The 22,231-nt window shown below is 65.3% G+C and carries 26 protein-coding genes and 2 pseudogenes; 4 read left to right on the plus strand and 24 right to left on the minus strand.

Annotated features, from left to right (window positions below; all coding sequences use genetic code 11):
* Positions 1–11 precede the first annotated feature (11 nt).
* The 7 genes from LRS09_RS12015 to LRS09_RS12045 form a co-directional block, all read right to left on the minus strand.
* The gene (locus LRS09_RS12015; protein WP_257806847.1) at positions 12–557 is read right to left on the minus strand and encodes a S26 family signal peptidase; all 546 of its coding nucleotides are present in this window, start codon (positions 555–557) and stop codon (positions 12–14) included.
* A complete protein-coding gene (locus LRS09_RS12020; protein ID WP_257806848.1) occupies positions 554–1,075 on the minus strand; it encodes a DUF2840 domain-containing protein in 522 nt (173 codons plus the stop codon). The genes LRS09_RS12015 and LRS09_RS12020 overlap by 4 nt, the downstream gene beginning before the upstream one ends.
* On the minus strand, positions 1,072–1,326 hold the full coding sequence (locus LRS09_RS12025; protein ID WP_257806850.1) for a hypothetical protein: 255 nt from the start codon (positions 1,324–1,326) through the stop codon (positions 1,072–1,074). The genes LRS09_RS12020 and LRS09_RS12025 overlap by 4 nt, the downstream gene beginning before the upstream one ends.
* On the minus strand, positions 1,323–1,961 hold the full coding sequence (gene parA, locus LRS09_RS12030; RefSeq protein ID WP_019400672.1) for a ParA family partition ATPase: 639 nt from the start codon (positions 1,959–1,961) through the stop codon (positions 1,323–1,325). The genes LRS09_RS12025 and parA overlap by 4 nt, the downstream gene beginning before the upstream one ends.
* On the minus strand, positions 1,958–3,103 hold the full coding sequence (locus tag LRS09_RS12035) for a replication initiator protein A (protein WP_257806855.1): 1,146 nt from the start codon (positions 3,101–3,103) through the stop codon (positions 1,958–1,960). The genes parA and LRS09_RS12035 overlap by 4 nt, the downstream gene beginning before the upstream one ends.
* A gap of 11 nt (positions 3,104–3,114) precedes the next feature.
* Positions 3,115–3,396: an AlpA family transcriptional regulator gene (locus tag LRS09_RS12040; RefSeq protein WP_257806857.1), complete on the minus strand. Its 282-nt coding sequence runs from the start codon at positions 3,394–3,396 to the stop codon at positions 3,115–3,117.
* Between the two features lie 134 nt (positions 3,397–3,530).
* Positions 3,531–3,809, minus strand: a complete 279-nt coding sequence (locus LRS09_RS12045) for a DUF2285 domain-containing protein (protein ID WP_257810181.1) — start codon at positions 3,807–3,809, stop codon at positions 3,531–3,533.
* Here LRS09_RS12045 and LRS09_RS12050 point away from each other — a divergent pair.
* On the plus strand, positions 3,732–4,034 hold the full coding sequence (locus tag LRS09_RS12050; protein WP_257810328.1) for a hypothetical protein: 303 nt from the start codon (positions 3,732–3,734) through the stop codon (positions 4,032–4,034). The genes LRS09_RS12045 and LRS09_RS12050 overlap by 78 nt on opposite strands.
* A 46-nt stretch (positions 4,035–4,080) precedes the next feature.
* Here the strand turns inward: LRS09_RS12050 and LRS09_RS12055 are convergent, their stop codons facing one another.
* The 7 genes and pseudogenes from LRS09_RS12055 to LRS09_RS12085 form a co-directional block, all read right to left on the minus strand.
* Positions 4,081–4,305 carry a transcriptional regulator domain-containing protein gene (locus tag LRS09_RS12055; RefSeq protein ID WP_257806858.1) on the minus strand — a complete coding sequence of 75 codons (225 nt, stop codon included), beginning with the start codon at positions 4,303–4,305 and terminating at the stop codon, positions 4,081–4,083.
* 111 nt (positions 4,306–4,416) lie between these two features.
* A pseudogene (locus tag LRS09_RS12060) lies at positions 4,417–4,668 on the minus strand (DNA -binding domain-containing protein); the annotation flags it as partial.
* Positions 4,669–4,816: 148 nt separating this feature from the next.
* Positions 4,817–5,065: a helix-turn-helix transcriptional regulator gene (locus tag LRS09_RS12065; RefSeq protein ID WP_019400666.1), complete on the minus strand. Its 249-nt coding sequence runs from the start codon at positions 5,063–5,065 to the stop codon at positions 4,817–4,819.
* 191 nt (positions 5,066–5,256) lie between these two features.
* A complete protein-coding gene (locus tag LRS09_RS12070; RefSeq protein WP_257806861.1) occupies positions 5,257–5,577 on the minus strand; it encodes a DUF736 domain-containing protein in 321 nt (106 codons plus the stop codon).
* 1 nt (position 5,578) lies between these two features.
* Positions 5,579–5,929 carry a hypothetical protein gene (locus LRS09_RS12075; protein WP_257806864.1) on the minus strand — a complete coding sequence of 117 codons (351 nt, stop codon included), beginning with the start codon at positions 5,927–5,929 and terminating at the stop codon, positions 5,579–5,581.
* Positions 5,930–6,172: 243 nt separating this feature from the next.
* Positions 6,173–6,613 carry a hypothetical protein gene (locus LRS09_RS12080; RefSeq protein WP_257806865.1) on the minus strand — a complete coding sequence of 147 codons (441 nt, stop codon included), beginning with the start codon at positions 6,611–6,613 and terminating at the stop codon, positions 6,173–6,175.
* Between the two features lie 144 nt (positions 6,614–6,757).
* Complete coding sequence (locus LRS09_RS12085) at positions 6,758–6,925, minus strand: hypothetical protein (RefSeq protein WP_257806866.1); 168 nt, start codon at positions 6,923–6,925, stop codon at positions 6,758–6,760.
* A gap of 600 nt (positions 6,926–7,525) precedes the next feature.
* Here LRS09_RS12085 and LRS09_RS30270 point away from each other — a divergent pair.
* The 3 genes from LRS09_RS30270 to LRS09_RS12095 are packed head-to-tail and all read left to right on the plus strand — an operon-like array spanning position 7,526 to position 9,686.
* Positions 7,526–7,666, plus strand: a complete 141-nt coding sequence (locus LRS09_RS30270; RefSeq protein WP_374684909.1) for a hypothetical protein — start codon at positions 7,526–7,528, stop codon at positions 7,664–7,666.
* Positions 7,645–9,036 (plus strand): hypothetical protein, encoded by a 1,392-nt coding sequence (locus LRS09_RS12090; protein ID WP_257806868.1) that lies wholly within the window; start codon positions 7,645–7,647, stop codon positions 9,034–9,036. Before LRS09_RS30270 ends, LRS09_RS12090 begins: the two co-directional genes overlap by 22 nt.
* Positions 9,036–9,686: a DNA adenine methylase gene (locus tag LRS09_RS12095; protein WP_257806870.1), complete on the plus strand. Its 651-nt coding sequence runs from the start codon at positions 9,036–9,038 to the stop codon at positions 9,684–9,686. Before LRS09_RS12090 ends, LRS09_RS12095 begins: the two co-directional genes overlap by 1 nt.
* A gap of 361 nt (positions 9,687–10,047) precedes the next feature.
* Here LRS09_RS12095 and LRS09_RS12100 read toward each other — a convergent pair whose 3' ends face one another.
* From LRS09_RS12100 to LRS09_RS12145, 10 genes and pseudogenes are all read right to left on the minus strand, one after another.
* A complete protein-coding gene (locus LRS09_RS12100; protein ID WP_257806872.1) occupies positions 10,048–10,983 on the minus strand; it encodes a DUF2493 domain-containing protein in 936 nt (311 codons plus the stop codon).
* Positions 10,984–11,307: 324 nt separating this feature from the next.
* Positions 11,308–12,351: a toprim domain-containing protein gene (locus tag LRS09_RS12105; RefSeq protein ID WP_257806874.1), complete on the minus strand. Its 1,044-nt coding sequence runs from the start codon at positions 12,349–12,351 to the stop codon at positions 11,308–11,310.
* A pseudogene (locus tag LRS09_RS12110) lies at positions 12,352–16,748 on the minus strand (strawberry notch-like NTP hydrolase domain-containing protein). It lies immediately after the preceding gene.
* Positions 16,749–16,813: 65 nt separating this feature from the next.
* Complete coding sequence (locus tag LRS09_RS12115; protein ID WP_257806876.1) at positions 16,814–17,125, minus strand: DUF4326 domain-containing protein; 312 nt, start codon at positions 17,123–17,125, stop codon at positions 16,814–16,816.
* 170 nt (positions 17,126–17,295) lie between these two features.
* Positions 17,296–17,538, minus strand: a complete 243-nt coding sequence (locus LRS09_RS12120; RefSeq protein WP_257806878.1) for a DUF6117 family protein — start codon at positions 17,536–17,538, stop codon at positions 17,296–17,298.
* A complete protein-coding gene (locus LRS09_RS12125) occupies positions 17,535–17,960 on the minus strand; it encodes a hypothetical protein (protein WP_257806879.1) in 426 nt (141 codons plus the stop codon). The genes LRS09_RS12120 and LRS09_RS12125 overlap by 4 nt, the downstream gene beginning before the upstream one ends.
* Positions 17,961–18,030: 70 nt before the next feature.
* Complete coding sequence (locus tag LRS09_RS12130; RefSeq protein ID WP_257806880.1) at positions 18,031–18,252, minus strand: hypothetical protein; 222 nt, start codon at positions 18,250–18,252, stop codon at positions 18,031–18,033.
* 61 nt (positions 18,253–18,313) lie between these two features.
* Positions 18,314–20,455: a ParB/RepB/Spo0J family partition protein gene (locus LRS09_RS12135; RefSeq protein ID WP_257806882.1), complete on the minus strand. Its 2,142-nt coding sequence runs from the start codon at positions 20,453–20,455 to the stop codon at positions 18,314–18,316.
* Positions 20,456–20,617: 162 nt separating this feature from the next.
* Positions 20,618–21,145 (minus strand): HEPN domain-containing protein, encoded by a 528-nt coding sequence (locus tag LRS09_RS12140; protein ID WP_257806883.1) that lies wholly within the window; start codon positions 21,143–21,145, stop codon positions 20,618–20,620.
* On the minus strand, positions 21,145–22,107 hold the full coding sequence (locus LRS09_RS12145) for an ArdC family protein (protein WP_257806885.1): 963 nt from the start codon (positions 22,105–22,107) through the stop codon (positions 21,145–21,147). The genes LRS09_RS12140 and LRS09_RS12145 overlap by 1 nt, the downstream gene beginning before the upstream one ends.
* Positions 22,108–22,231: the final 124 nt, after the last annotated feature.

A 22,231-nucleotide genomic window follows, 5' to 3' on the forward strand; every position in this document is an offset into this window, starting at 1 on the left:
GGCGCGCGTCGTCACCGCATCGGCGCGCGCCAGACGAAGCGGCCGTTTCCGTCTTCGTCGGTGTAAAGGGGGATGGCCCGGCCGATGACGGTGGTGGCCGGGAGCGGGCCGAAGTAGCGACCATCGAGACTGTCGGGGACGTCGATGTTCATGAGAAACAGCTCGTCCGGCTGGACGCGGCGGCAGCCGTGCCAGACCGGCAGGGGGCGGCCGTGACTGTCGCCGTCGCGCGCTTCGCCAACAGGAATGTCATCGACGGTGATGGCGTGGCCGGTGCGACACACCCGCTGCCCGGGACGCCCCATGACGCGCTTCAGGAGCGGCACGTCGCGGCCGATATAGCCGCGCTCGACCATGAAATCTTCGAGCGGCTCGGGCGGCATCACCGCGACCAGGTCGGGAACTTCTAGACGCTCGGCCGGATCGATCCGATAGAGCCCGATCGGCGCGCTGGCCGACACGTTCCAGACGAGCCTCGTCGATGTCGGAATGACCGCCGCGGCGGCAATGCCCATCGCGGTGACGGAGGTGAGCATGACATAGCCGAAGCGGGTCATTGTTCGATCTCCCGCCGCTTGAGCCATGCCTGATGGCGCTCTTGGGTGTAGGGGCGCGGTTCGTGACCGGCGTTCATCCTGTGCGCCACATGGCGCCAATGGTCGGGAGCGACGTCGCAGGGATCGACGCCGGCGGCTTCCACCGCGTCGATGTGCAGGAGCACTTTCTCGACCTTGGGCCAGCCTTCGATCTTGAGAAGGATTTCACCGCCGGGGCGCACGAAGGGCAGCGTCTGATGGGCCGCCCCCGGTTCGACGGCGCGCACGATGTCGATGCGCGAGATGACCGTGCCGAAATCGTTGGCCGCCCACCGGACAAAGGCGAAGACGGCGCGGGGACGGAAGGACACGACACGCCGACGACGATCGAGAATCCGTTCACCGGCCTGGCGGCCGAAGCGGATCCAGTATTCGATTCTGCTCTCTATCCAAGTCAGCTCGACATCGGTGAGCGCATCGGAGCTGTTGGCGGACGGCACCGGGCCGCCGCCAACGCGGGGGGCCGCGGTGCCAGTCATGAAGGGTCTCCTTCGTTTGTTGGGAATTCGCGCGCGAGCAACTCGCGCAGCATGTCGGCAACCGTGACGCCGCGCTGGAACGCGGCGATCTTGATGCGGCCGCGCAGCTCGGGCGTGACGTCGATCGTCAGCCGGGCGGTGAAACCGGCGGCGCCCGCGTCGCGCGCCGACGGTGCATCCGGCGCCTTGATCCAGCGCTCGGGATCGGCGGGGCGCGACGCGAAACCGCGTTTCGGAGCGCGCCCGCTCATGGCGCAAGCCTCCCCACCTCGGCGCCAAGGGCCGCGACCTCGCGCGCGGCCGGGCTGTCCTCGTCGATCTCGAAGACGAGCCGCCCGGATTGCGCCGTATCGGCGAAAGCGACGCGCTGACCGATCCGCGCCGTCAGCACCGGCGGATCGTGATCGGCGAGCGTCTCTGCCGTTTCGCGGGCGATGACGGTACGCGCGCCGCAGCGGTTCAGAACGAAGCGGGCGGCAAGCTGCGGGCGATAGATGCGCGCTTCATGCAGGAGCGACAGCATCTCGGCAGAGGCCCAGCCATCGAAGGGCGACGGCTGCACCGGGATCAGCACCAGATCGGCGGCGAGCAGCGCCGAGCGCATCAGCGAGGCGACACGGGGCGGTCCGTCGATGACAATGTGATCGGCGTCCCGCGCCAGCTCCGGCGCCTCGCGATGCAGCGTGTCACGCGCGAGGCCGACGACGCCGAACAGGCGTGGCAGGCCTTCGCGCGCCCGCTGCTGCGACCAGTCCAGCGCCGAGCCCTGCGGATCTGCGTCGATCAGGGTGACGCGCCTTCCCTGCCGTGCCCATTGTCCCGCGAGATGGAGCGCCAGCGTCGTCTTGCCGACGCCGCCCTTCTGGTTGAGGAACGCGACGATCATCGTGCCCCTCCCGGCTTGCGCCCGAGGGGGAGTCGCGATGGGTGAGCGGCGTCGCTGCCGGTTGGGCGCGCCCCGGATGTCTTTCGGAGGAGACCGTTGATGGCGGCAGCGACGGTGTTTTCCACATCGCTGCGCGCAACATAAGAGTTAGATTCTCTGTTAGAGTCTAAGTTAAGATCCGGAATCGTCGTTTCCGGCCAGAGACTTAACTGCGATCTCTGCGTGCGAAGTCCCGATGGTCCCGCGTGCGAAATCCCGATACCGCTTGCGTGCGAAGTCCCGACCGCGTCCACAGCGTCGTCCACAGGTACGGCGGATGGCTTCGCCGGCAGGATGCGCAGCAGCTCGCGGCGGCCTTTGCGCTCGATGTGCAGGCGGTAGCCGGGCAGCGGCTGGCGCGGGACGATGCGCCGGAGCTGGAGCGCGAAGTCGGAGACGCGCATGAGGCTGCCGGACTTTTCGTGGAGATGGGCGAACTCGAAAATCCAACCCCGTGGCTGGCGGCCGGCATGCTTGCGCGCGACACGGTAGAGCCAGCGTTCGATACCGCCCGTCAGCCGGAAATAGGCCGGGTCGATGGTGAGCACCAGCGAGCGGTCGGTGACGCCGCGATAGAACCAGTCGGGCAGCACGAACTCCATGCCCTCGACGCGGCCGTCGCGCGTGACGCATTCCTCCCATTCGTTGATCCAGGAGAATTGGTGGCGGCGCCAATGCTCGCCTTGGCGGATGGTGGTGCGGATGACGGTCGATTGCAGGCGGGTGAGCGCGCCTTTCAGCAGCTTGTAGTCGCGCTGGCCGGTTTTGCGGCCGATCGATGTCAGGAGCTGATAGGGTGTGAAACGCAGGAAGCGGGAGGTCTTGAAGCCAAGATTTTCGGCCTCGACGATCTGCGAGGCGGCCCAGATCAGCACGTCGGCATCCCAAATGGTCGCCATGCCGTGCTCGGGCACGGCGAAGACCTCGACGCGGACGCCGCCGGCCTCATAGAGGATCGGTGCGATGCGCTTGGCCTTGGCGAGCGAGAAGAACGGCCGCTCCATGAGATCGCGCTGGTCGCGCGGACTGGCATCGCCGGTCGCAACGATGAAGGGATCGAGCCTGGCCCGCTCGGTCGAGGTGATGAGGCGACGCCGCTTCATGATCGGACGTCTCAGCGACGGTTGCGGCCGGCGTGGGCCGCCGGCATCGGTTCATGGCGCTTGGCGGGCAGCACAGACCCGCGCGGGTCGGAGGTGGAGGTGACGGCGCCCCGATCGGCCCAGGCCTGGAGATCCTCGATCGCATAGACGACGCGGCCGCCGAGCTTGCGATAGGCCGGGCCGGTTCCATAGGTGCGGTGCTTTTCCAGCGTCCGGCCGGAGAGGCCGAGGAAACGCGCGGCTTCGGGAGTTCTGAGAAAGCGCGGCGGCAAGCCGGCGAGATTGGGTGACATGATCGGGCCTCCGTGGGTTGGTTGAGGCCGCTGGCAATGAGCGGCGGACGCAGGCCACGGTGGCGAAGGAGAGCCGCGAGGGGGGAGTGCGAACAAGGGAATGCCAAAATCGCACCCCCTCTGCCGACATCGGATCAGGATCGGCGGCGATGGCGCAGGAGAACGCGATAGCCCCCGGCGATCATGGCGAGGGCATCCTTGACAAGGTCCATGGTCGCGTCGCGCAGCGCCGAGGACTTCCAGGGATCGGATGCAACGCGGGACACGCCGTAAATGACGTTTGCGATCTCACGGTAGGTCGCGCCGTTCATGCGCCCGTCGACCGCTTGTAGCATGTGGCGGATGCGCCGGCGCTGCTGGCTGGTCAGGCGGGTATCTGCGGGCACGGCGCGGCCAAGCAGGGATTTGAGCAGACGCTGAACGGCTTCGAGGCGGTCGAGGCCGTCAAGGTTGAGCGGGACCAGCGCGGCAAGGGGTTCGCCGCCGGCAACGCCTGCCAGCCGCAGGAGATGGAGAACCTGCCCATCTCCGGGATCGTGCAGGAAATGGACGCCTTGTTCGTCGGAGCGGGCGGCGGTTTCCTGAACGACGGTGAAGAGATTGCTATCGGCGGGAAATACGGAAGGTGCGGCCGTTAGCAGCACGGTGCTGGTGTCATCTTCGGGACACCAGAAGACCGGCGCTTCAGTGGCGTTGAGCGATGGACGGGCGACGAAATTGCAACCCCCAGCGTTTCCGCACCCGGTTCGTCAATTCCCGGAGATCGCACGCCGGACGCCTGGTCTCGGCATAGTCGCGCTGATAGTCGCCATTGCGCCGCAGCCATTCCCAGCCGAGATCGGGCGATACGAGATCGTCGAGATAGTCGTAGGTCGATGTCGACCGCCACCGGGATATGTCAGGGATCATGGGCGTCCTCTGCGCGTTGACTACCGGGAGGCGCACCATTCCCGGTTGCAGAGGCTGCCGGAAGCCCCAAAGGTGGCAACGGGCGATGCCTGACCGGCATCGCTATTCCGGCTAGTGGGGACGGCCCTCGCGGACGAGCAGGCGATAGCCGTGCTCGGTCATCCAGCGGGCGCGGGCGAGATGGGTATCGTGGACATGGCGCGCGCGATCCGGCTCGCGAGCCGGATCGAGGCCGAACAGGATCGTGACGGCCTCGCGCCAGTCGGCGCCGTCGGTCGCCGCATCGAGCAGGCGCATGTAGAGCTTCATGTGCTCACGGTCATAGGCCGTGAGCGCCGCGCTCTGCGGCGGTTCATCGAGGAATTGCTTGCGTCACCCCAGCCCCCAGAGCCACACCATATCCGCCCGCGCCCCATTTGTTAACCAGGCGTTCGATGGGCAGAGGCAAGACCGCTGGCGCATCGCGCGATGCGTGGCAGGCATCGCCGAGGCGCTGAATGGGATGTCGGGGCTATTTTCGGCTGTCGATTTTCGCACGAACGAACATCACCCCTTCTCCTTGGTCGGAGTTGAGGAAGACGATGCCATTGGCCTCGAACGCCCGGCGCACCTGATCGCGCGTCGTCTCATACACCTTGAGTCCGCTCTCGGACTCGAGGCGCTTCAACGCGGTCAGGGATACCAAGGCCTTTTCAGCGAGCGTCTCCTGCGTCCAACCAAGCAACGCGCGTGCGGCCCGCGTCTGTCGGGCGGTGATCATGCATGATCACCTCCCACCGACACGAACGCACATGCCAGAACTACGACTATAATAGTCGTTCTTTAGGTGAAGGACCAGACACAAAACGCTGTGTTGGTGTCCTTCGGAGCGATCGGCGTTGTGACTGATTCGGTCGGCTACGAACGGCGAACGGCCCCGCCCGGATCGTCCGGGCGGGGCGTCGCGGCGCATCAGTCGCCGTTGCGGCGGGTGGGACGGGACCAGATGAGGCTGAAACCGCCGTCCTCGTCGTCGAAGAGGTTGGCGTAGATCGGAGCGGTGAAGCTCGGATCGTCGAGCTTGAGGCCCAGATAGTCGCGGCCCTCGTTGGACTGCTTGGACCAGGCGGCGCCGATCTCGGCGCGGCCGACCAGAACGCGGTGGCTGGGGGCGTTCTCGCTGGTCTGGTTGGTTTCCGGGACGATGCGGACGTTCTTGGCCTGCACATTGAGGGTGACGATTTCGCCGGTGTATTCGTTGCCGGTCTTCTTGAAGGTGCCGATGGTCGCCATGTCAGTTCTCCTTGATTTGAAGCTCCGAGCCCGCACCATTGCGGCCTCGATGGCGATCGACGGGCCGGAGGCGATCGACGCCGCACCCGCTAGGGCCGCAGCGCCAGCGGAGGATGGCGCCCGAGCGACTTTGTTGTTTCGCGAGGAATGAGCGCGCAGCGCTCAGGGGAAGAAAGTTGATCGGCGCCATTGCGGCATAGGCGATCGAGGCGCAGCCGGTCTTCGGCCAGATCAGGCCATTGGAGAGGCCGTTTGGAGCGGTCGACCCGACAAAAAGATCAAGGGAGAACGTGGCGGTCCTGTGCAGCCGTAGGAATCCTGGCAACGGGTCGCTGCCGGTGACGACGTGCACCTGTCCTGGCGAGAACCGCGATGGGCTTCCCGCAGCCCTCGGCTCGTGAGACGCCATCCGCGCCTTCGTCGTCGAGTGGCTGTGCAGCGGACCAGCTACCTGTCCAGCGCCGCTTCAACGTGCCTTACGCTATTTCGGGCCTGACATTGCGATCTCTGCTCGAGGCCCAGTTTCGTCCATCTCCTGCGTCGAGGATGGCAGGCGTGCCGGCTTGCTGGCCATGCTCCGACGGCTGTGTCTGTGTCAGCCCCGCGCCATGCCCTGTCCGGCCGGTTCGGGCGCGGGCATCGCCGAGATCCGCAGGAATGCCGTGACGCCGACCGCAATCGCACCGACGACGGAAAAGGCGATCTGCCAAGTCTCCGACGGCATGGCGTGCTTCACGATGCCATGGGTCGCGTGATAGCCCGCGATCGCCGCAGGCGCGACGAAGGCAAGCGCGATGACGATGCGCAGCCAGAGCGGCCGTGCGAAGGCAAAGAGCAGTTGGCCAACGCCGAAAATCAGCGCGGCCGCGACCAAGCCGATCGCGATGCCGCCCGGCCAGCCTGCGCCGGTGTCATAGGCCCACATTCCGGCGGTGACGCCGGCGAAGGCTGGGAGCGCGTAGATAGCAAGCGTGAACAGCAGCCAGCAGAGAACGCCGATGGCCGCGATGCTGAAGATGATGCCAAGGAAGATCATGGTGGTGGTCTCCGTGAGAAAAGGTCTGACGGTCGCGCCTTCCACCACCACCACGGCGCGGTGCAAAGTGTAGCTGAAGATGAGCGGCCACGGGAGCGGAAATCGGTTAGGAAGTTCCGCTCGCCAGACCAGGCGCTCCCTTCGTCAGGGCTGGAAGGGATCGAATTCATGAATGATGGCGGCGGTGTCGCCGTCGTATTCGTTCGCGGGAGCGACCGACAGGCTGCCGTCGCCGGCCCGGAAGATGATGATGGCGACCATGAGGGTGGTGGCGAGGCTGAAGGCGAAGGCGTGAGCGTCGTTGAGAGACATCGTTCCGGCTCCTGTCTGGAGGCGGGGGACCATCCCCCGCGCGACAGGCGCCCGATGTGTCCGGCCGAGGGCCGCAATCACCGCGGAGGCGAAGCCTCAAGGCCGCACGCTCGCGTAGCGGACCCTTCACGGGTTGATGGCGTCAGGCTCTCGGACGGACCAAGGATCAGCGCATTGGAAGCGGGGGATGGTGTTTCGTCCTCATCAGGAACGATCGGACCGCACTCGACGATGCCTCAGCCGTCGTGGTCGCATCGGCACCATGTTCGAGTTCGGCACGACGCGGTCGCTCGGGTTCATCGTTGCTATGGCGCGAGTTGACCCGCTGCCGCAATCGGCTCGGCGGTCGGCCGCCCCCGGACCAGGCCTTCGCCGGCAGCGGCGCCGTGCCCGCCGGCCACACGGTGGTATTCGGCTGGATGCCTGCGACATAGAGAGCCTGAGGGCGGGCGGTGAGAACAGCCGTTCCGGCTGGCTCTTACTGAGCCTGAAAGAAGCACATTCCGTTACCGAAGCCGGCATGTTACATGAGTCTCACAGATAGGGAGATAACACTTGCCGCGTGCCAGATCCAAGGATAAGCGCTCCGATGGGACACGCATGGTTCATGTCCGGCTGGCCCCGGAGCTTCACCGGCGTCTTCGGATTGTCGTGGCGGATGAAGATACGTCCGTCCAGGAGTGGGTTGCACGCGCTATTGAAAAGGCGGTGGGGGAGAAATGGTCGAATATCTCGAATTGAGCATAGATGAACTTCTACTTGACGAAGACAACCCCCGTCTCGGTTCTGTACACAGCCAGTCGGCGGCGCTGGAGGCAATCGTTCACCTGAACGAAGCCCATTTCCGCAATCTAATGCTTAGCATCAAGAACAATGGTCTTGATCCCGGAGACAGCCTCTATGTTATAGAGGCTGAGGATGGAGAAGATTTCGTCGCACTTGAAGGAAATCGGCGTCTCTCGGCGTTGATGGTGTTGAACACCCCTGACGTGCTGAATGGCACCGAAGTTCCCGATACGATCAAAAAATCGCTCGCTCGTGCAGCGTCCGGATTTGATCGAACGAAGATCGAACCAATTCGATGCGTTAAATTTGAACATCGTGAAGATGCCAACGAATGGATATATCGACGGCATACTGGAACAGCGGACGGCGAGGGCAGGATACAGTGGGGGCCGCTAGAAATTCAGCGTTTCTCTGGCGACCGATCCATACTCGATGTCATCGACTTTGTAGGCCGCAACGCCGACTATTCGGATGACGAATGGGAATCGACGAAGTCAGTGATTGAAAGCCGGAAATCCAGCAACCTTGCTCGCTTGCTCGAATCCGCACCGGGGCGCAAACATCTCAGCATTTCGATATCAAATAACGGCGACGGCAAGACCCCTGAGCTGGGGTCGGAGCCCAAGTGGGCTCTCAAAGTCTTGCGTCGGATTATTGACGACGTGCGGGACGGAATAGTGGATTCGCGTGATCTCAACAAGGCATCGGATATCGAAGGTTACTTTCAGAACCTTCCCAAGGACCTTCAACCGCAAAAGGGCAAATCCGGCACCCCACGTCCCTTCAAGGACATTGACATCAAGAAGCGACCGACAGCGGCCACTACCACGAAAACCTCGACTAAACAGAAGACAAAAAGCACCCCGAAGGCTAGGACTACGCTTGCACCCAAACGACACAGCTTCCACGCGCCGAACTCGACCAAAGGCGAGGCTCTACTTCGTGAAGCGGGAAACCTCGATGCAAACAGGTTTACCGTCTCTGCCGCTTTTGTGCTTCGCAGCTTCGTGGAGCTTGTGATTAACGACTACATGGATGCGAACAAGATCGCGAAGTCTGAAAAAAATGCCAAGGGAACCGATGTCGAGTTGGACCTGACGCAGAAAGCAGACAGGGTCTTGAAGCATATAGTGGCGGCGGACAGTTCCAAGAATGCTGATCTGCGCGGCTTCCGCAACAACATCCTGACGAAGACCTCAGCGACGTCAATTCAGTCGCTGAATGGGTTCGTCCATAACAAGTTCCAGATTCCAACGGCTGACGCGCTCCGGGCGGGTTGGGATTGCTCTGTCCCAATCTTTATTGCCGCCTATGGAAGCGTGTAATGCCAGAAACACATCCATCGCTCACTCAAACCGGCCGTTACTCCCCACTTCGTTATCCCGGTGGCAAAGGAAAACTCGCACGCTTCATGAAGGAGATTGTGCGCTCAAACGGCTTGTCGGATGGCCGCTATGTCGAACCGTATGCGGGCGGCGCTGCGGTCGCCTGGGAACTCCTGCTTACCGGCGTGGTACGCCGCGTTTCAATCAATGACATCAGCCTGCCGATATTCGCATTCTGGCATAGTGTCCTGAACTCGACAAATGATCTTTGCAGGATGATCCATGACTGCCCGCTGACCATGGATGAGTGGGACAAACAAAAGGAAATATTCCGACGACCGGATGAAGCCGACAATCTCAGTCTAGGTTTCTCTTTCTACTTTTTGAACCGAACGAACCGATCTGGAATCTTGAATGGCGGCGTCATTGGCGGCCGTGGCCAGACCGGAAAATGGAAAATCGACGCCCGTTTCAACAAACCCGACCTCATTTCTCGGATCGAGAAAATTGCATCGCTGAGGGATCGGATCGAGTTGACCAATCTCGACGCGGTGAAGTTCATCGAGATTAATGCCAAGCGTTTCGGGAATAGAACGCTTCTATATATCGACCCCCCCTTATTTCGACAAAGGACGTTTTCTATATTATGACGCCTACCGCCCTGAGGATCACGCTATTGTTGAAAAATCTGTCGCAAAACTGGAAGGGCTGAATTGGGTCGTTTCCTATGACGATGTGCGACCGATCCATGATCTGTACGCCAAATCACCTTGGCTTCAATACACTCTTAACTATAGCGCGCGTAACGTCACGAGAGGACGAGAGGTGATGTTCTTTAGCAAAAACCTCATTGTTCCAGACGTGACTGCACCTTTGCACGAGATTGATCGCGACCTTCGTAGTCGGCCGAGACCCGTTTCCAGGCGCGAGTTTGCCGCCTAGCAGCCTGTCGGACTCGGACTCCCCACGGTACATCGGTTCCGTCTGTGTTCACTCAGATTGTGGCGGCGCTCACGCGCCGCCGCTGCCGAACTTCCAGACCGGAATGCCAAGCTTGCGGGCCTTGTCGGCGAGATTGTCCTGGATGCCGGTGCCGGGGAACACCATCACGCCGATCGGCAACACCGCCAGCATGGAGTCGTTGCGCTTGAACGGCGCCGCCTTGGCGTGACGGGTCCAGTCAGGCTTGAAGGCGACCTGCGGCACCTTGCGCTGGTCGGCCCAGCGGGCGGCGATGCGCTCGGCGCCCTTCGGCGATCCGCCGTGCAGCAGCACCATGTCGGGGTGTTTGGCGTGGACCTGATCGAGCTTGGCCCAGATCAGGTGGTGGTCATTGAACTCGAGTCCGCCGGTGAAGGCGATCTTCGGTCCCGCCGGCAGCAGCACCTCGGTCTCGGCCCGGCGCTTGGCGGCGAGGAAATCGCGGCTGTCGATCATCGCCGAGGTCATGGCGCGATGGTTGACCATCGATCCGCTACGCGGCCGCCAGGATGACCCGGTGTGGCGGTCGAAGTGCTCGGCGGCCTGGTCGCGCATCAGCTCGAAGGCGTTGCGGCGCTCGATCAGGGTCTGCCCTTCGGCGGTGAGGCGCTCCAGTTCGACCGACTTGACCTCCGAGCCGTCCTGTTCGCGCTGGCCGCGGCGCTGCGCCTGCTCGTTGTCGTCGAGCTCGCGCTCGATCCGGCCGGTGGCCCGATGGAAGAGGTTGACGGTCGACCAGAGGAGGTCATCGAGGTCGGGCTCGAGGCGGGTGTCCTCGAGTGTGGCGATCAGGGCGTCGAAGATATCGGCGATGGCCCCGGCGACGATGTTCCCCTCCGGGAGTGGCCTCGGATCGGGTTCGTCCTGGAAGGGGCGGTATCCGTAGAGCTGGAGTTCGGTGAGGACATGGTCGGTGGGGGATGAGGCGTGGTGAGGCTCGAAGCCGTCGTCGTGTTCGCTCGTCATGGGATGTTCCTTCGTCGGTTTGACCGCGACCCTCGCGGCCTTCTGGCGACGAAAGCCGTCGGGCGGTCCGGACCTGCACCCGGAGCGTCAGCGCAGGGCCGAAGCGGCAGCGGAGGATGGCGAAGGCCGGCCATTTTGTTTCGCGATGGAAAGCGCTCCTCTTGGAGCGCGCCGGAAAATAGCCGGGCGCAGCCATTGCCGGTCCGGGCCGCTTGACGGCCGATCGCCCTCTCGAAGGCCGGGTCGCGGTCCCCTCCGATGCAAGGGGAGCAGCCTCGTGCGATGCGGCGACGGCTGCCGCTGCCCCGCGCTTGCCCCTTCCGGCTATGCCGCCAGGGCGAGAAAACGGGCGACGTCCTCCGGGGCGAGCTGCTGGCGGACCGCTGCCCGCAGAGCGTCGATGCCGAAGGTGCGGAGATCCTCGTTGAAGTCCCCGAGCACCGGCGACAGCACGATCGCCTCGATCCCGGCGGCGTTCGCCCGCTCGATCAGGCTGTCGCGCGCGCCATCGCCGGCCGGATCGTCGTCGCGGACGATGTAGAGTCTGCGGAGTGCCGCCGGGAACAGGACGGCGGCAAGGTGGGCGGCCGAAAGCGCGGCGACCATCGGCATGTGGGGCAGGACACAGTGCAGCGACAGGATCGTCTCGATGCCTTCTCCCGCCGCTATCACGTCATGCGCCACGCTGAACCGGACCGCATGGCCGAGAAGGTTGCCCATTGCCCGCCTCGGTGTGTCGATCGGCGCCTTGCCGCCGCCATCGGCGGAGAGCCAGGTGCGGTGCGCGCCGGTGATCCGGCCTGCGAGGTCGGTGACGGAAGCGATCATCGCCGGCCAGGTCTCGGTCGGGGAATGCTCGTCGGGCCGATAATAGCAGCGCGGGTGGAAGCGGAGCGATCCGGCTCCGTGCAAAGCCGTGATGCCGCGCTTCCGTAAGTACGCTTCTGCGACTGTGCCCGTAATCGGCTGCGACATGGCGAAGAGTCGGCGTGCGGCCTCCGGCGATCCGGTTGGCGCGCACGTCGGCCTATGCCTCGGTTGCGGCGCCGGTTCGGAATGCGGCAGATTGAGGAAAGTCCGCGCCTCGTCGGCGACGTCCTTGAAGTCGACCAGCCCGCAGCTCTCGCGAATGACGTCGAGCAGGTCGCCATGCTCGCCGGTAGCGGCGTCGGTAAATTTGCCCGCCGCGCCCTTGCCAGACTCCGGTCCCTTGAGCCGGACGAACATGGAGCGACCCGGCGTGCCCTGCACATCGCCGACCAGCCAGTAGCGGCCCTCGCGATGACCGGCGGGCAGATAGTGCCGGCACACCGCCTCGGCCTGGCGAGCAAGGCGCCGCGCCAGTTCGGAAGCGTCGTGGCGAGCCATTTACGCAGCCTCCCGCTCGCCGATCCGCCCGACCGGGTAACGCTCCATGATCCGTGCCAGGATGGCGGGGCCGGTCGCGTCCGTCGGCACGAACATGCGCAAGGTCCACGATATGATCTCGTGGAACAGCCCATAGGCGGCCAAGCGATCGCGCATGGTATCGGTGAACCCGCTGAGTTCGATGCGATGGGCGCCCATGACCCGGACCCGGCGTAGTTGGAGCCCTTCAGCAAGGTCGAGGATCGTCTGGCCGTCCATCAGGGCCGCGAAGGCATCATCCGGCGTCAGCGTCGTGGCGCCGGTGGCGGTCGCTCCCGCCACCCATGCCGGCGAAACCTTGCGGCCGACGACACGCTCGCCGTCATCGGTCTGAAGCCGATAGACCCGCGTCGACTCGTTTGGCAGGCGCTTCCAGATCGGCAACAGCAGCCCGGCGACGACGTGGATGGTGCTGTCGGAGAATTCCGGAACCTCGGCCAGCTCGGCATTCCATGTCTTGGCGAAACTACCTTCGTCGGCCTCGATCCAGTGCGTCTCGCCCATCATCTTCACCGGGATATTGTGCGCTTCCATCGGCCGGATCAGGCGGACACGCCGTTCGATCTCGCCATCGTCGAGCATCACGCTGCTCGCCGGAATCTGAACGGCGGCCCGGCCCGAACGCTCGTTGACGAGCAGCACGGCGCGACGATCAGAGAGGTGGGCAAGGGCCTGGTCGAGCGCGACCGGCCGGTTGCGTTCGCGTTGGGTGATGGTCAGCAGGCGGGTTTCAGCCCCAGTGCCGGGATGGACATGGATGGTGCGCCGGCCGGTGACGACGAAGCTCTCGGCCTTGAGCGTCTCCAGCCCCATGTCATAGGCTCCGCAAGCGATGGCGCCTTCGATCCGGGCATTGAGAAGCTGCTCGAACGCCGTGAACAGGATGCCTTGAAGTTCGATGGTGAGCGCCAGCAGCCGGTTGAGGAAGGTGGTGATCGGCGGCAACTCGTCCTTGATGCCGTTCGCGTCCATGAGCGAAAGGCCTGTGGCATCCTCGAACATCTGAAGCGAGCAGCCCTCGACCTTGCCGCGCGCCAGCAGCAGGTAGAGCTGCCGCAACGCGTCGCGGGCATAGGGACTTTCCAGATTGTCCTCGGGCCGGAACAGGCCTTGGCCGCCGGTCTGGCGTTGGCCGCGCGTGATCGCGCCGAGCGTGTCGAGCCGCCGCGCGATCGTCGACAGGAAGCGCTTCTCGGCCTTCACGTCGGTTGCGATCGGCCGGAAGAGCGGCGGCTGCGCCTGATTGGTGCGGTTCGTCCGCCCCAGGCCCTGAATGGCGGCGTCGGCCTTCCAGCCCGGTTCCAGGAGATAGTGGACCCGCAGCCGCTGGTTCCGCGCCGACAATTCGGCATGGTAGCTGCGGCCCGTCCCGCCCGCGTCGGAGAAGACGAGCACACGCTTCTGATCGTCCATGAAGGCGGCCACATCGGCGAGCGAGGCCGAGGCGGCACGGTTCTCGACCATGAGGCGGTCGATGCCGTCCGCGCCGGTCTTGCGCAGGATGCGGCGCGAGCGGCCGGTGACTTCCGCCACCGTGCCGGTGCCGAAATGCTGCAGGACCTGATCGAGCGCGCCGGGAACGGGCGGCAGGGAGGCGAGCTTCTCGATCAGGCGGTCACGGCGGGCGACGGCCTCGCGGCTTTCGACCGGCTGGCCGTCGCGGAAAACCGGCCGGGACGACAGGTTGCCCTCGCTGTCGGTGAAGGGTTCATAGAGCTGCACCGGGAAGCTGTGCTGCAGGTACGACAGCATGCGTATTCGCGCGGCGTGATATCGACCCGGACGTCGTTCCATTCCTCGGTCGGGATTTCCGCCAACCTGCGCTCCATCAGCGCCTCGCCGGTCGAAACGATCTGGATGACCGCGGCATGGCCCTCCGCCAGATCGCGCTCGATCGAGCGGATCAGCGTCGGTGTCTTCATCGAGGTCAGGAGATGACCGAAGAAGCGCTGCTTGGTGGATTCGAACGCGGAACGGGCCGCCGACTTCGCCTGCCGGTTCAGCGTGCCATGCTCGCCGGTGATGTTGGCGGCCTGCATCGCCGCGTCGAGATTGTTATGGATGATGGCGAAGGCCCCGGCATAGGCGTCGTAGATGCGCGTCTGCTCCTGCGTGAGTTGGTGCTCGACCAGCTCATATTCGACGCCGTCATAGGAGAGCGAGCGCGCCATGTAGAGGCCGAGCGCCTTGAGGTCGCGCGCCAGCACTTCCATCGCCGCGACGCCGCCCGCCTCGATCGCCTCGACGAACTCGGCCCGGGTCGCGAAGGGGAAATCCTCGCCGCCCCAGAGGCCGAGCCGCTGCGCATAGGCGAGATTGTGGACGGTGGTCGCGCCCGTGGCGGAGACGTAGACGACACGGGCATTGGGCAGTGCGTGCTGGAGGCGGAGGCCCGCGCGTCCCTGCTGCGAGGCGGCCTGCTCGCCGCGGTCACCCTTGCTGCCAGCGGCATTCTGCATGGCGTGGCTTTCGTCGAAAATGATCACTCCGTCGAAGGACTTTGCATTCCCTGTCGCGGCTTCGCCGCTTCCCGCCTCTTGGCCCAACCATTCGACGATCTGTTTGACCCGGGAAAGCTTCTCGCCACGCTCGTCGGAGCGCAGCGTGGAATAGGTGGTGAATAGGACGCCTTGCGTGAGCGTGATGGGCTTGCCCTGTGGGAAGCGGGAAAGCGGCGTCACCAGCAGCCGCTCCATGCCGAGCGCCGACCAGTCGCGCCGGGCGTCCTCGATGAGATCGGCCTTGGAGATCCAGACCGCCTTGCGACGCCCTTGCATCCAGTTGTCGAGGATGATGCCGGCCGACTGGCGGCCCTTGCCGGCGCCGGTCCCGTCACCGAGCATGAAGCCGCGCCGGAAACGCACGGCATTCGGCGCATCGTCGCGCGCGGCCGAAACGATGTCGAAGGTCTCGTCCACGGTCCAGGACCCGGCGAGGAATTCGCCATAGGCATCGCCGGCATAGATCACCGTCTCGAGCTGGGCGTCCGACAGCAGGCCATCGGTGACGATGTTGGCCGGCAGGCGTGGCCGGTAGCTCGGCTTCGGCGGCGCGACCGAGGCCATGGCCGCCGACTGCACCAGCTTGGTGGGGTGGGCCTGCGCGCCGAGAATACGGATCGACTGAAGAACGTATTCCTCATAGATCGCATCCGTCAGCCGGGTGTCCTCGGGCGGCGTCCAGTCCACCGTCTCATAGTCGAGCTCGACGCCGACGGGCTCGGTGAGGCTGGTCGGAACGGGAGTGGATGGCTGTGAGGCAAATCCCCGGGCGGGGCGCGGAGCGACGGTATGCGCGGCGGCGGGAATGGCGGAAACGCGAGTCGAGGCCGCGACCGGCAGTCGCGCCGGAACATGGGCGTCGATCCAGCCGAACAGCGTGGCGACGTCGGGCGCGACGCCTGGCGGGACCGGGAACACCGCCGGATCATCGGCGGGCAGCTTGTCGATGACGGTCAAGCGCGTATCGATGGTGGTGCCGTGCCTGGCATAGACCGAGCCGTCGATGGCGGCGGTGAACACCACGCGCCCGCGCGCCTGCAAGCGGGTGAATGCCGCAGTCCAGGCCGGATTGTCGGGAGCGAAGTTCGCGCCGGTGATCGCCACCAGCCGCCCGCCGTCAACCAAGCGCGCCAGGGCCGAGGCGACATGACGATAGGCGGCGTCGGCCATCCGGCCCGAGACGTTCGCCATCACCGAAAACGGCGGGTTCATAAGCACGACGGACGGCACGATGCAGGCAACGAGATGATCGTCGATCTGCGCCGCGTCGAAACGGGTGACGGGAATGGCCGGAAAGAGGTGGATGAGAAGACCGGCGCGGGTCTCGGCCAGTTCGTTCAAGACCAGCGATCCGCCCGCGATCTCGGCCAGGATGGCGAGCAGGCCGGTGCCGGCAGAGGGCTCCAGCACGCGGTCGGCGGAGGTCATCGCCGCGGCGGTTAGGGCCGCAAGGCCGAGCGAGATCGGGGTCGAAAATTGTTGGTAGGTCTCGCTCTCTGCCGAACGGCGCGTGTGGGTGGGAAGAAGGCCGGCGATCTTCGTCAGCATCGGCAGCATGGCCGCCGGAGAGCCGGCTTTGCGGAAAAGCGCCTTTCCGTATTTGCGCAGGAACAGCACGGTCGCCGCCTCGCAGGCGTCATAGGCGGTCTTCCAGTCCCAGGCGCCGGTCGCATCGGAGGCGCCGAAGGCCGTCTCCATGGCGGCGCGCAGGATGCCCGCGTCGATGCGCTGGCCGCGTTCGAGATGGGGAAGGAGAATCCGCGCCGCGTCGGCGATGCGAGCGGCCGGATCGGCGGTGGGAACAAGCGGGAGGGACGTGGCCGCGCGGGCGGCCGCGGAAGCGGAAACACTGGTCATGGAGGGAACCTCGAGGAGAGCGGAACGGGACGAGCCGGCTGGCGCTCTCTCTCGACCGCACCGGCTCAAACCCGTCCCGGCCGTCCTCTCCCTCTCGCCGCCGCCGCCTTCACCGCGCGCCACCACGCGATGCGCTCTTCGCGCGTCGCGTTGGCGAGCCGCAGCAGCAGATCGCCGTGGCACGTACGCGGCGCGCAGAAGCAGACGAGATCACGGCCGCGCAGTTCGTCGAGTTCGCGCAAGAGATGATGCCGATCGGCCAGCCAGCGCTCGTACTTCGCGATGACGGCGGCGCGGTCGCCGTCGGGGCCGATCCGGAACGGATTGCCCCATTTCGAGCCGCGGCCAATGTAGACGGCGGCCGCCGGCACGCCCACGTGATGCCTGTTGAGTACCCCTGCACATCCAATCGCCTCCTGATCCCGTTGCGGCGGACTGGCGACGGGACGCGGCCGAGGCTCGCCGGTCACGCATCGCGAGCGATGCGGAAACGGCTCGTCCGTTGACCGGCGCGCCGCCGCGTCCAGACAGGCCACGACGCGCGGGATCAGGGAGGCGGCTCGTCCGGCAGGGTTGCGGACGGCGGCACGTAGGCGTCGAAGGGATTGCCGCCGGCGAGATGGCCGAACGGCGCGAACACGAAGTCCGCGCCGTCGCGACCGACGGCACAGATGACGTAGCGCGGCTCTCCGGTGATGGCGTCGGCGCACTCCATGAGCGCGAGGTTGCCGTCCGCCGCCGCCCGGAGCAGCGTTTCGAAATTGGCACTTGCGTGATGGGGGATGCTCATGACGCACCCCGCCTTCCGCGCCCGGCCGACAAGGTGCGGTCGAGCCAGCCATCGGTCGCGACCCACGCGACGGTCTTGCGGCGCCCGAGATCGAGCACTTGGGCGCCGCCTCGGAAGGCGTCGACGCGTGGGCGCGAGCAGGTATTCGCCCATTGGAAGCCCCAGCGCCCCGAGAGGCCAAACTCCGCTGCGCAGCGGAGCACAAAGTCGATGACGGCCTGCGGATCGCCGGTCGCGTCATCGCGAATCCAGAGCTGCGCGCCGCCGTGCTCAGGCTGGATGGACAGGAGAAAGGCTTCGGAGGGCGGGTCCTCCGCAGCGTTTTCCTCCATCATGCGGGTGTAGAGGTCGAGCGCACGCGCGGCGTTTTTCGGCGTGCCGACATCGAGAAGACAAGAGAAATGCGTGAAGTAATCGGCCATGTCAGGCTCCTGAAACGAGAAAGCCCGGCGCGGTGGCCGGGCTGGTGGGGCGATTTGAGAGGGATGCGGGTTAGTAGCCGAACTCCCATGATGGCCAGGACTGGCCGTCATCGGCGGCCTTCACCGCTTCCTTGAGATATTCGGCGTGCCCTTCCACAAAGGTCGGGTTTTCGACGGGTGTTTCGTCGATCACCGTCACGCCGCAGACGAGGCCGTCTTCGACCTCGACATGGACGGGCACGAGATATTGGAAGACGACGCGTCGCGGCGCCGCCGAGCTTGGCTTCGTCATCGGGGTGCTCCGTGATGGTGGGAATTGGCGGAGCGGTTGAAGCCGCCCCGCCACTCTTGGGTCACTCGGCTGCGATCATCGCCGGCTCGTCGGGGTCGGTTTCCTCGTCACCCGCTTGCTCGGCCTCGTCGTCCGAGAGGAATGCGGGCAGCGCCTCGTCGCTTTCGCCGCCGCTTGGATCGGCGGTCGCCGTCGCGTCCGCATCAGCGGAGCGCAGCGGCTCGGGCAGCCAGCCGGTGTCTGCCAGCAGCCGCTCGGCTTCCTTCGCCATATCGCCCTTCTTCAGGTGATCGATGAGCTGGGCGGCCTGTTCGCCCCGGGCCTCGCGCACGGCTTCCAGGATGCGCGCCTTGGTGACACGGCCGAGATAGTTCTCGACGGTCGGCTTCCAGCCTGCCTCCACCATGTCGAGCCCACAGGCACGGGCCAGCCGGTCAGCCTGGCCAAGGCGGCGTTCGAGCCCATGCTGCGAGAGGCCGGAGCCGCCATAGCGGTCGACCTTCTCATGGAGGGCGTTGACGCCATAGCTGACGCAATGGGCGAGCATCGCCATGCGGCTGGCGTCATCGAGCGCGTCGAGCCAGTCCCACAGGGCCTGATCGTCCTGCGGGATGTCGGTTTTCCACGCTTCCTGCCGCTCGTTCACCGACTTCGCGGACGGACTGTCCTTCAGGTCGGCGGACTGGGCGGGGAAGAAGACATGGTGGATGGAGGCCTCCAGGCAGCCACCAGCGCTCGACATGCGCTGGAAGGCATCGGTGACGAGCTTGTGCAGGAGCGCCGTCATGGCGACGTGGGGATTGTTGGCCATTGCGTCGCGCAGTGCCAGCGTGCGGTGCGCGGTCAGCTCCATCACCAGACGATCGGGCAGCGGCTTGATGACGTCGTCCTCGTCCTCCTCCGGCTCGACGGGTTGGCCGCCGATGGTGATGACGGCGCGCTGGACGGAAGGCGCCGCAGGATCGCCCGTGTTGGCCGGTGTGTCTTCGCCATCCTCGCCATCGACGGCGGTCGGCGCCTCGTCCTCGGGGCGGACATAGCCGCGATCGACGAGGAGCGAGCCGTCCGCATCGATGCTGACGAAGACGCCCGCGCGAACGATGTCGGCCGGATCATATTGGACCGGTCGGCTCTCGAAATTGGCGAGCGCCGTCTCGATCTCGCCGAGCCGCTCGTCCACCTCGTCGGGCAGCTCGTCCGCGCCGTCATATTCGGCCTCCAGCTTCGCATATTCGGCTTTCAGGGCGTCGATCGTCGCCTGCTCATCGGCGGTAATGTCGATCGGCGTGCCTGCGAGTTCGCGCAGGCCGCGGGCGTTGTCGTAGGGAAAGCTGACGGCGACCTCGATCCACTTCCAGCCTTCATTGGCGATCTCGTCGGCCATGATCTTCAGCTTCTCGGCGGCCAACCGGTCGAGTAACGCCGCATCCTGCAGCCAGCCGCCATCGTCGGACTGGAAAAGGTCGCGCAGGACGATGCCGCCCGCCGCCTCATAGGCGTCGATCCCGACGAACACGGCGCGCTTGTCGGAGGCGCGCACCGTCGATTCCGTCAGCATGCGGCGGATCTGATAGGGCTCCTTCGACCAGCTGTTGCGGGTCGCCTCCCAGACCTGTTCCTGGCGGGCATGGTCGGAGGAGACGGTGAAGGCCATCAGCTGCTCGAGCGACATGCCGTCCTCGGCATAGGTTTCGAGCAGCGTCGCCGAAACGGACGCGAGCCGCAGCCGCTGCTTGACGACGTTGACGGGCACGAAGAAGGCGGCCGCGATCTCGTCCTCGGACTGGCCCTTTTCGCGAAGGGTCTGAAAGGCGCGAAACTGGTCGAGCGGATGGAGCGGGGCGCGCTGGCAGTTTTCGGCGAGCGAATCGTCCTCGGCGAGGATGCCGGCCGCTGGATCGCGGACCACGCAGGGCACGGGCGCGGTCTTCGCTAAACGCTTCTGCTTGACCAGCCGTTCGAGCGCCCGGAAGCGGCGGCCGCCGGCCGGGATCTCGAACATGCCGGTTTCCTTGTCTTCGGCATCGAGCACAGGGCGGACATTGAGGCCCTGAAGCAGGCCGCGCCGGGCGATGTCCTCGGCCAGCTCCTCGATCGAGACGCCGGCCTTCACGCGCCGGACGTTCGACTGGCTGAGCACCAGCTTGTTGAAGGGGATGTCGCGCGAGGACGACAGGGTGATCTTCTGAACGGCAGTAGCCATCGGGATTTTCTCCGCGACGGGCGCCGAGAGCTTCTCTCTCGACTTCCAACCCGTCACGAAAATCCCCTCGGCCCTCTTCCTCTCGGCTAGCGGCGAAAGCGAAGGCCGAGGGGCGGAGAAGCGAGGATCGGCGGCCGGCGCGCAGGAGACGCCGGTGTCCGGTCAGTGGCCGGAACGGGGACGCCCCGCCACGGCGGCGAGAACATCGTCCAGCAATCCTTCAGCCGCCCGCAACGCCCGTTCAGGCGATATTGGCGCCGGGTCGCGTCTCGCCAGTTCTCGGACGCGATGGCAGCGATAATAGGGCGACAAAACCCGCGTCAGCATTCGCACGTCCGGATGACGTCGATGAAATCCGAGCCGCTCCGCGGCGGCGAGCGCTTCGACCAGATCGTGCCGGACCTCGCGCCTGCATTGGTCATCGTTCCACCCCCGGAAATGCAGATAGGATTTCAGCGATAGCTCGACGGCGCATCCGATGAGATGAAAAAGGACTTCGCGAGAATGGGGATCGCCCGCCGCCACGAGGTGGCGCGCCCCGGCGAGGAACTCAACCGCATTGTCGAAGAGATACTTCCCCCGCCAATACGTCGAGGAGTGCCACGCCCGCGCGGACACATGACCGGCCTCGGGGGATGACGGGGATTCCTGCCGGAAGCTTCGCCGGCCCGATGGAGACGGCGCGCGCATCAAGCCGCCTCCCGCTCGCCGGCGTCGGCGGACACCGGAGCAAGCCGTTCGTCTTCGGGCAGAAAGCCGAGCAGGAAATCGGCAGCCTTGCTGGCTTGCGACGCTGCGCGGACGATGGCGCGATTGTCCTCGCGCAGAACCTCGGCCCAGGAGCCGATGTAATCGGCGTGCCGCACGGTCGGCACGATGCCGAGCGCAGCACAGCAGAATGCCGCTGAAATCTCGGCTATCAGCTCCTCGAAGGCGCATTTCTTCGTGCCAAAGGAACCGGAGAGGTCGCGGTTCAGGCGATGCGGCGCCCCGCTGGCATGGGAGCATTCATGCAGGGCGGTCCGATGCCAGTTGATGGGCTCGAAGAAAGCCTGAGGCGGCGGGACCATGACATAATCGTGCGCCGGCACATAGAAGGCACGGTCGCCGCCGATCCGGAAATCGATCCCGCTCGCCTTGATCAGCGCATCCACCTTCGGCTCGATCAGGCCGGGTTCGGGCGGTGGCGCGACAATGGCGAGGTCGCCTGGCAGGCCCTCGCATTGCGCCAGGTTGAAAACCGTGAAGCGCTTCAGAAACGGGATCGCCTGGGCTTTTTCACCAGTCTCCCGCGACCGTTTCTTCTCGTCGTCGGGAATGAATCGATCAGCATAGACGACCGTCGTTCCGCGTTCGCCCTTACGCACATTCCCGCCGAGCGCGAGCGCCTGCCTGAAGGTGAGCCAACTCTGGCCGGGGAAGCCATGCTCGATCACAGCACCCCAGAGGATCAGCACATTGATGCCGGAATAACCTCGGCCGGTGGCGGCGTTCTTCGGCATGGCGAGCGGCGCCTTCGCCGCCGCCGTGCCCCAGGGCTGGATCCAGGGCAGCCGGCCGGCCTCCAGCTCGGCGAGGATCTTTCCTGTGATTTCGTCATAGAGGCTCGTCCGGTCGGAGCCGGAACGGGCGCGAACGGCATGTCTGGACATCGCGGGTCTCCGCGACGGGCGCCGGAGGCCTTTCCTCCAGCCTTCAACCCGTCACGGCAAACCCGGTCCGCACTCTCACTCTCGGGGCGTTGCGGGGTTCACCCCGCAGAAGGGGTCGGCCGAG

It is taken from the genome of Mesorhizobium sp. J428 (genome assembly GCF_024699925.1).
Classification (GTDB): domain Bacteria; phylum Pseudomonadota; class Alphaproteobacteria; order Rhizobiales; family Rhizobiaceae; genus Mesorhizobium_A.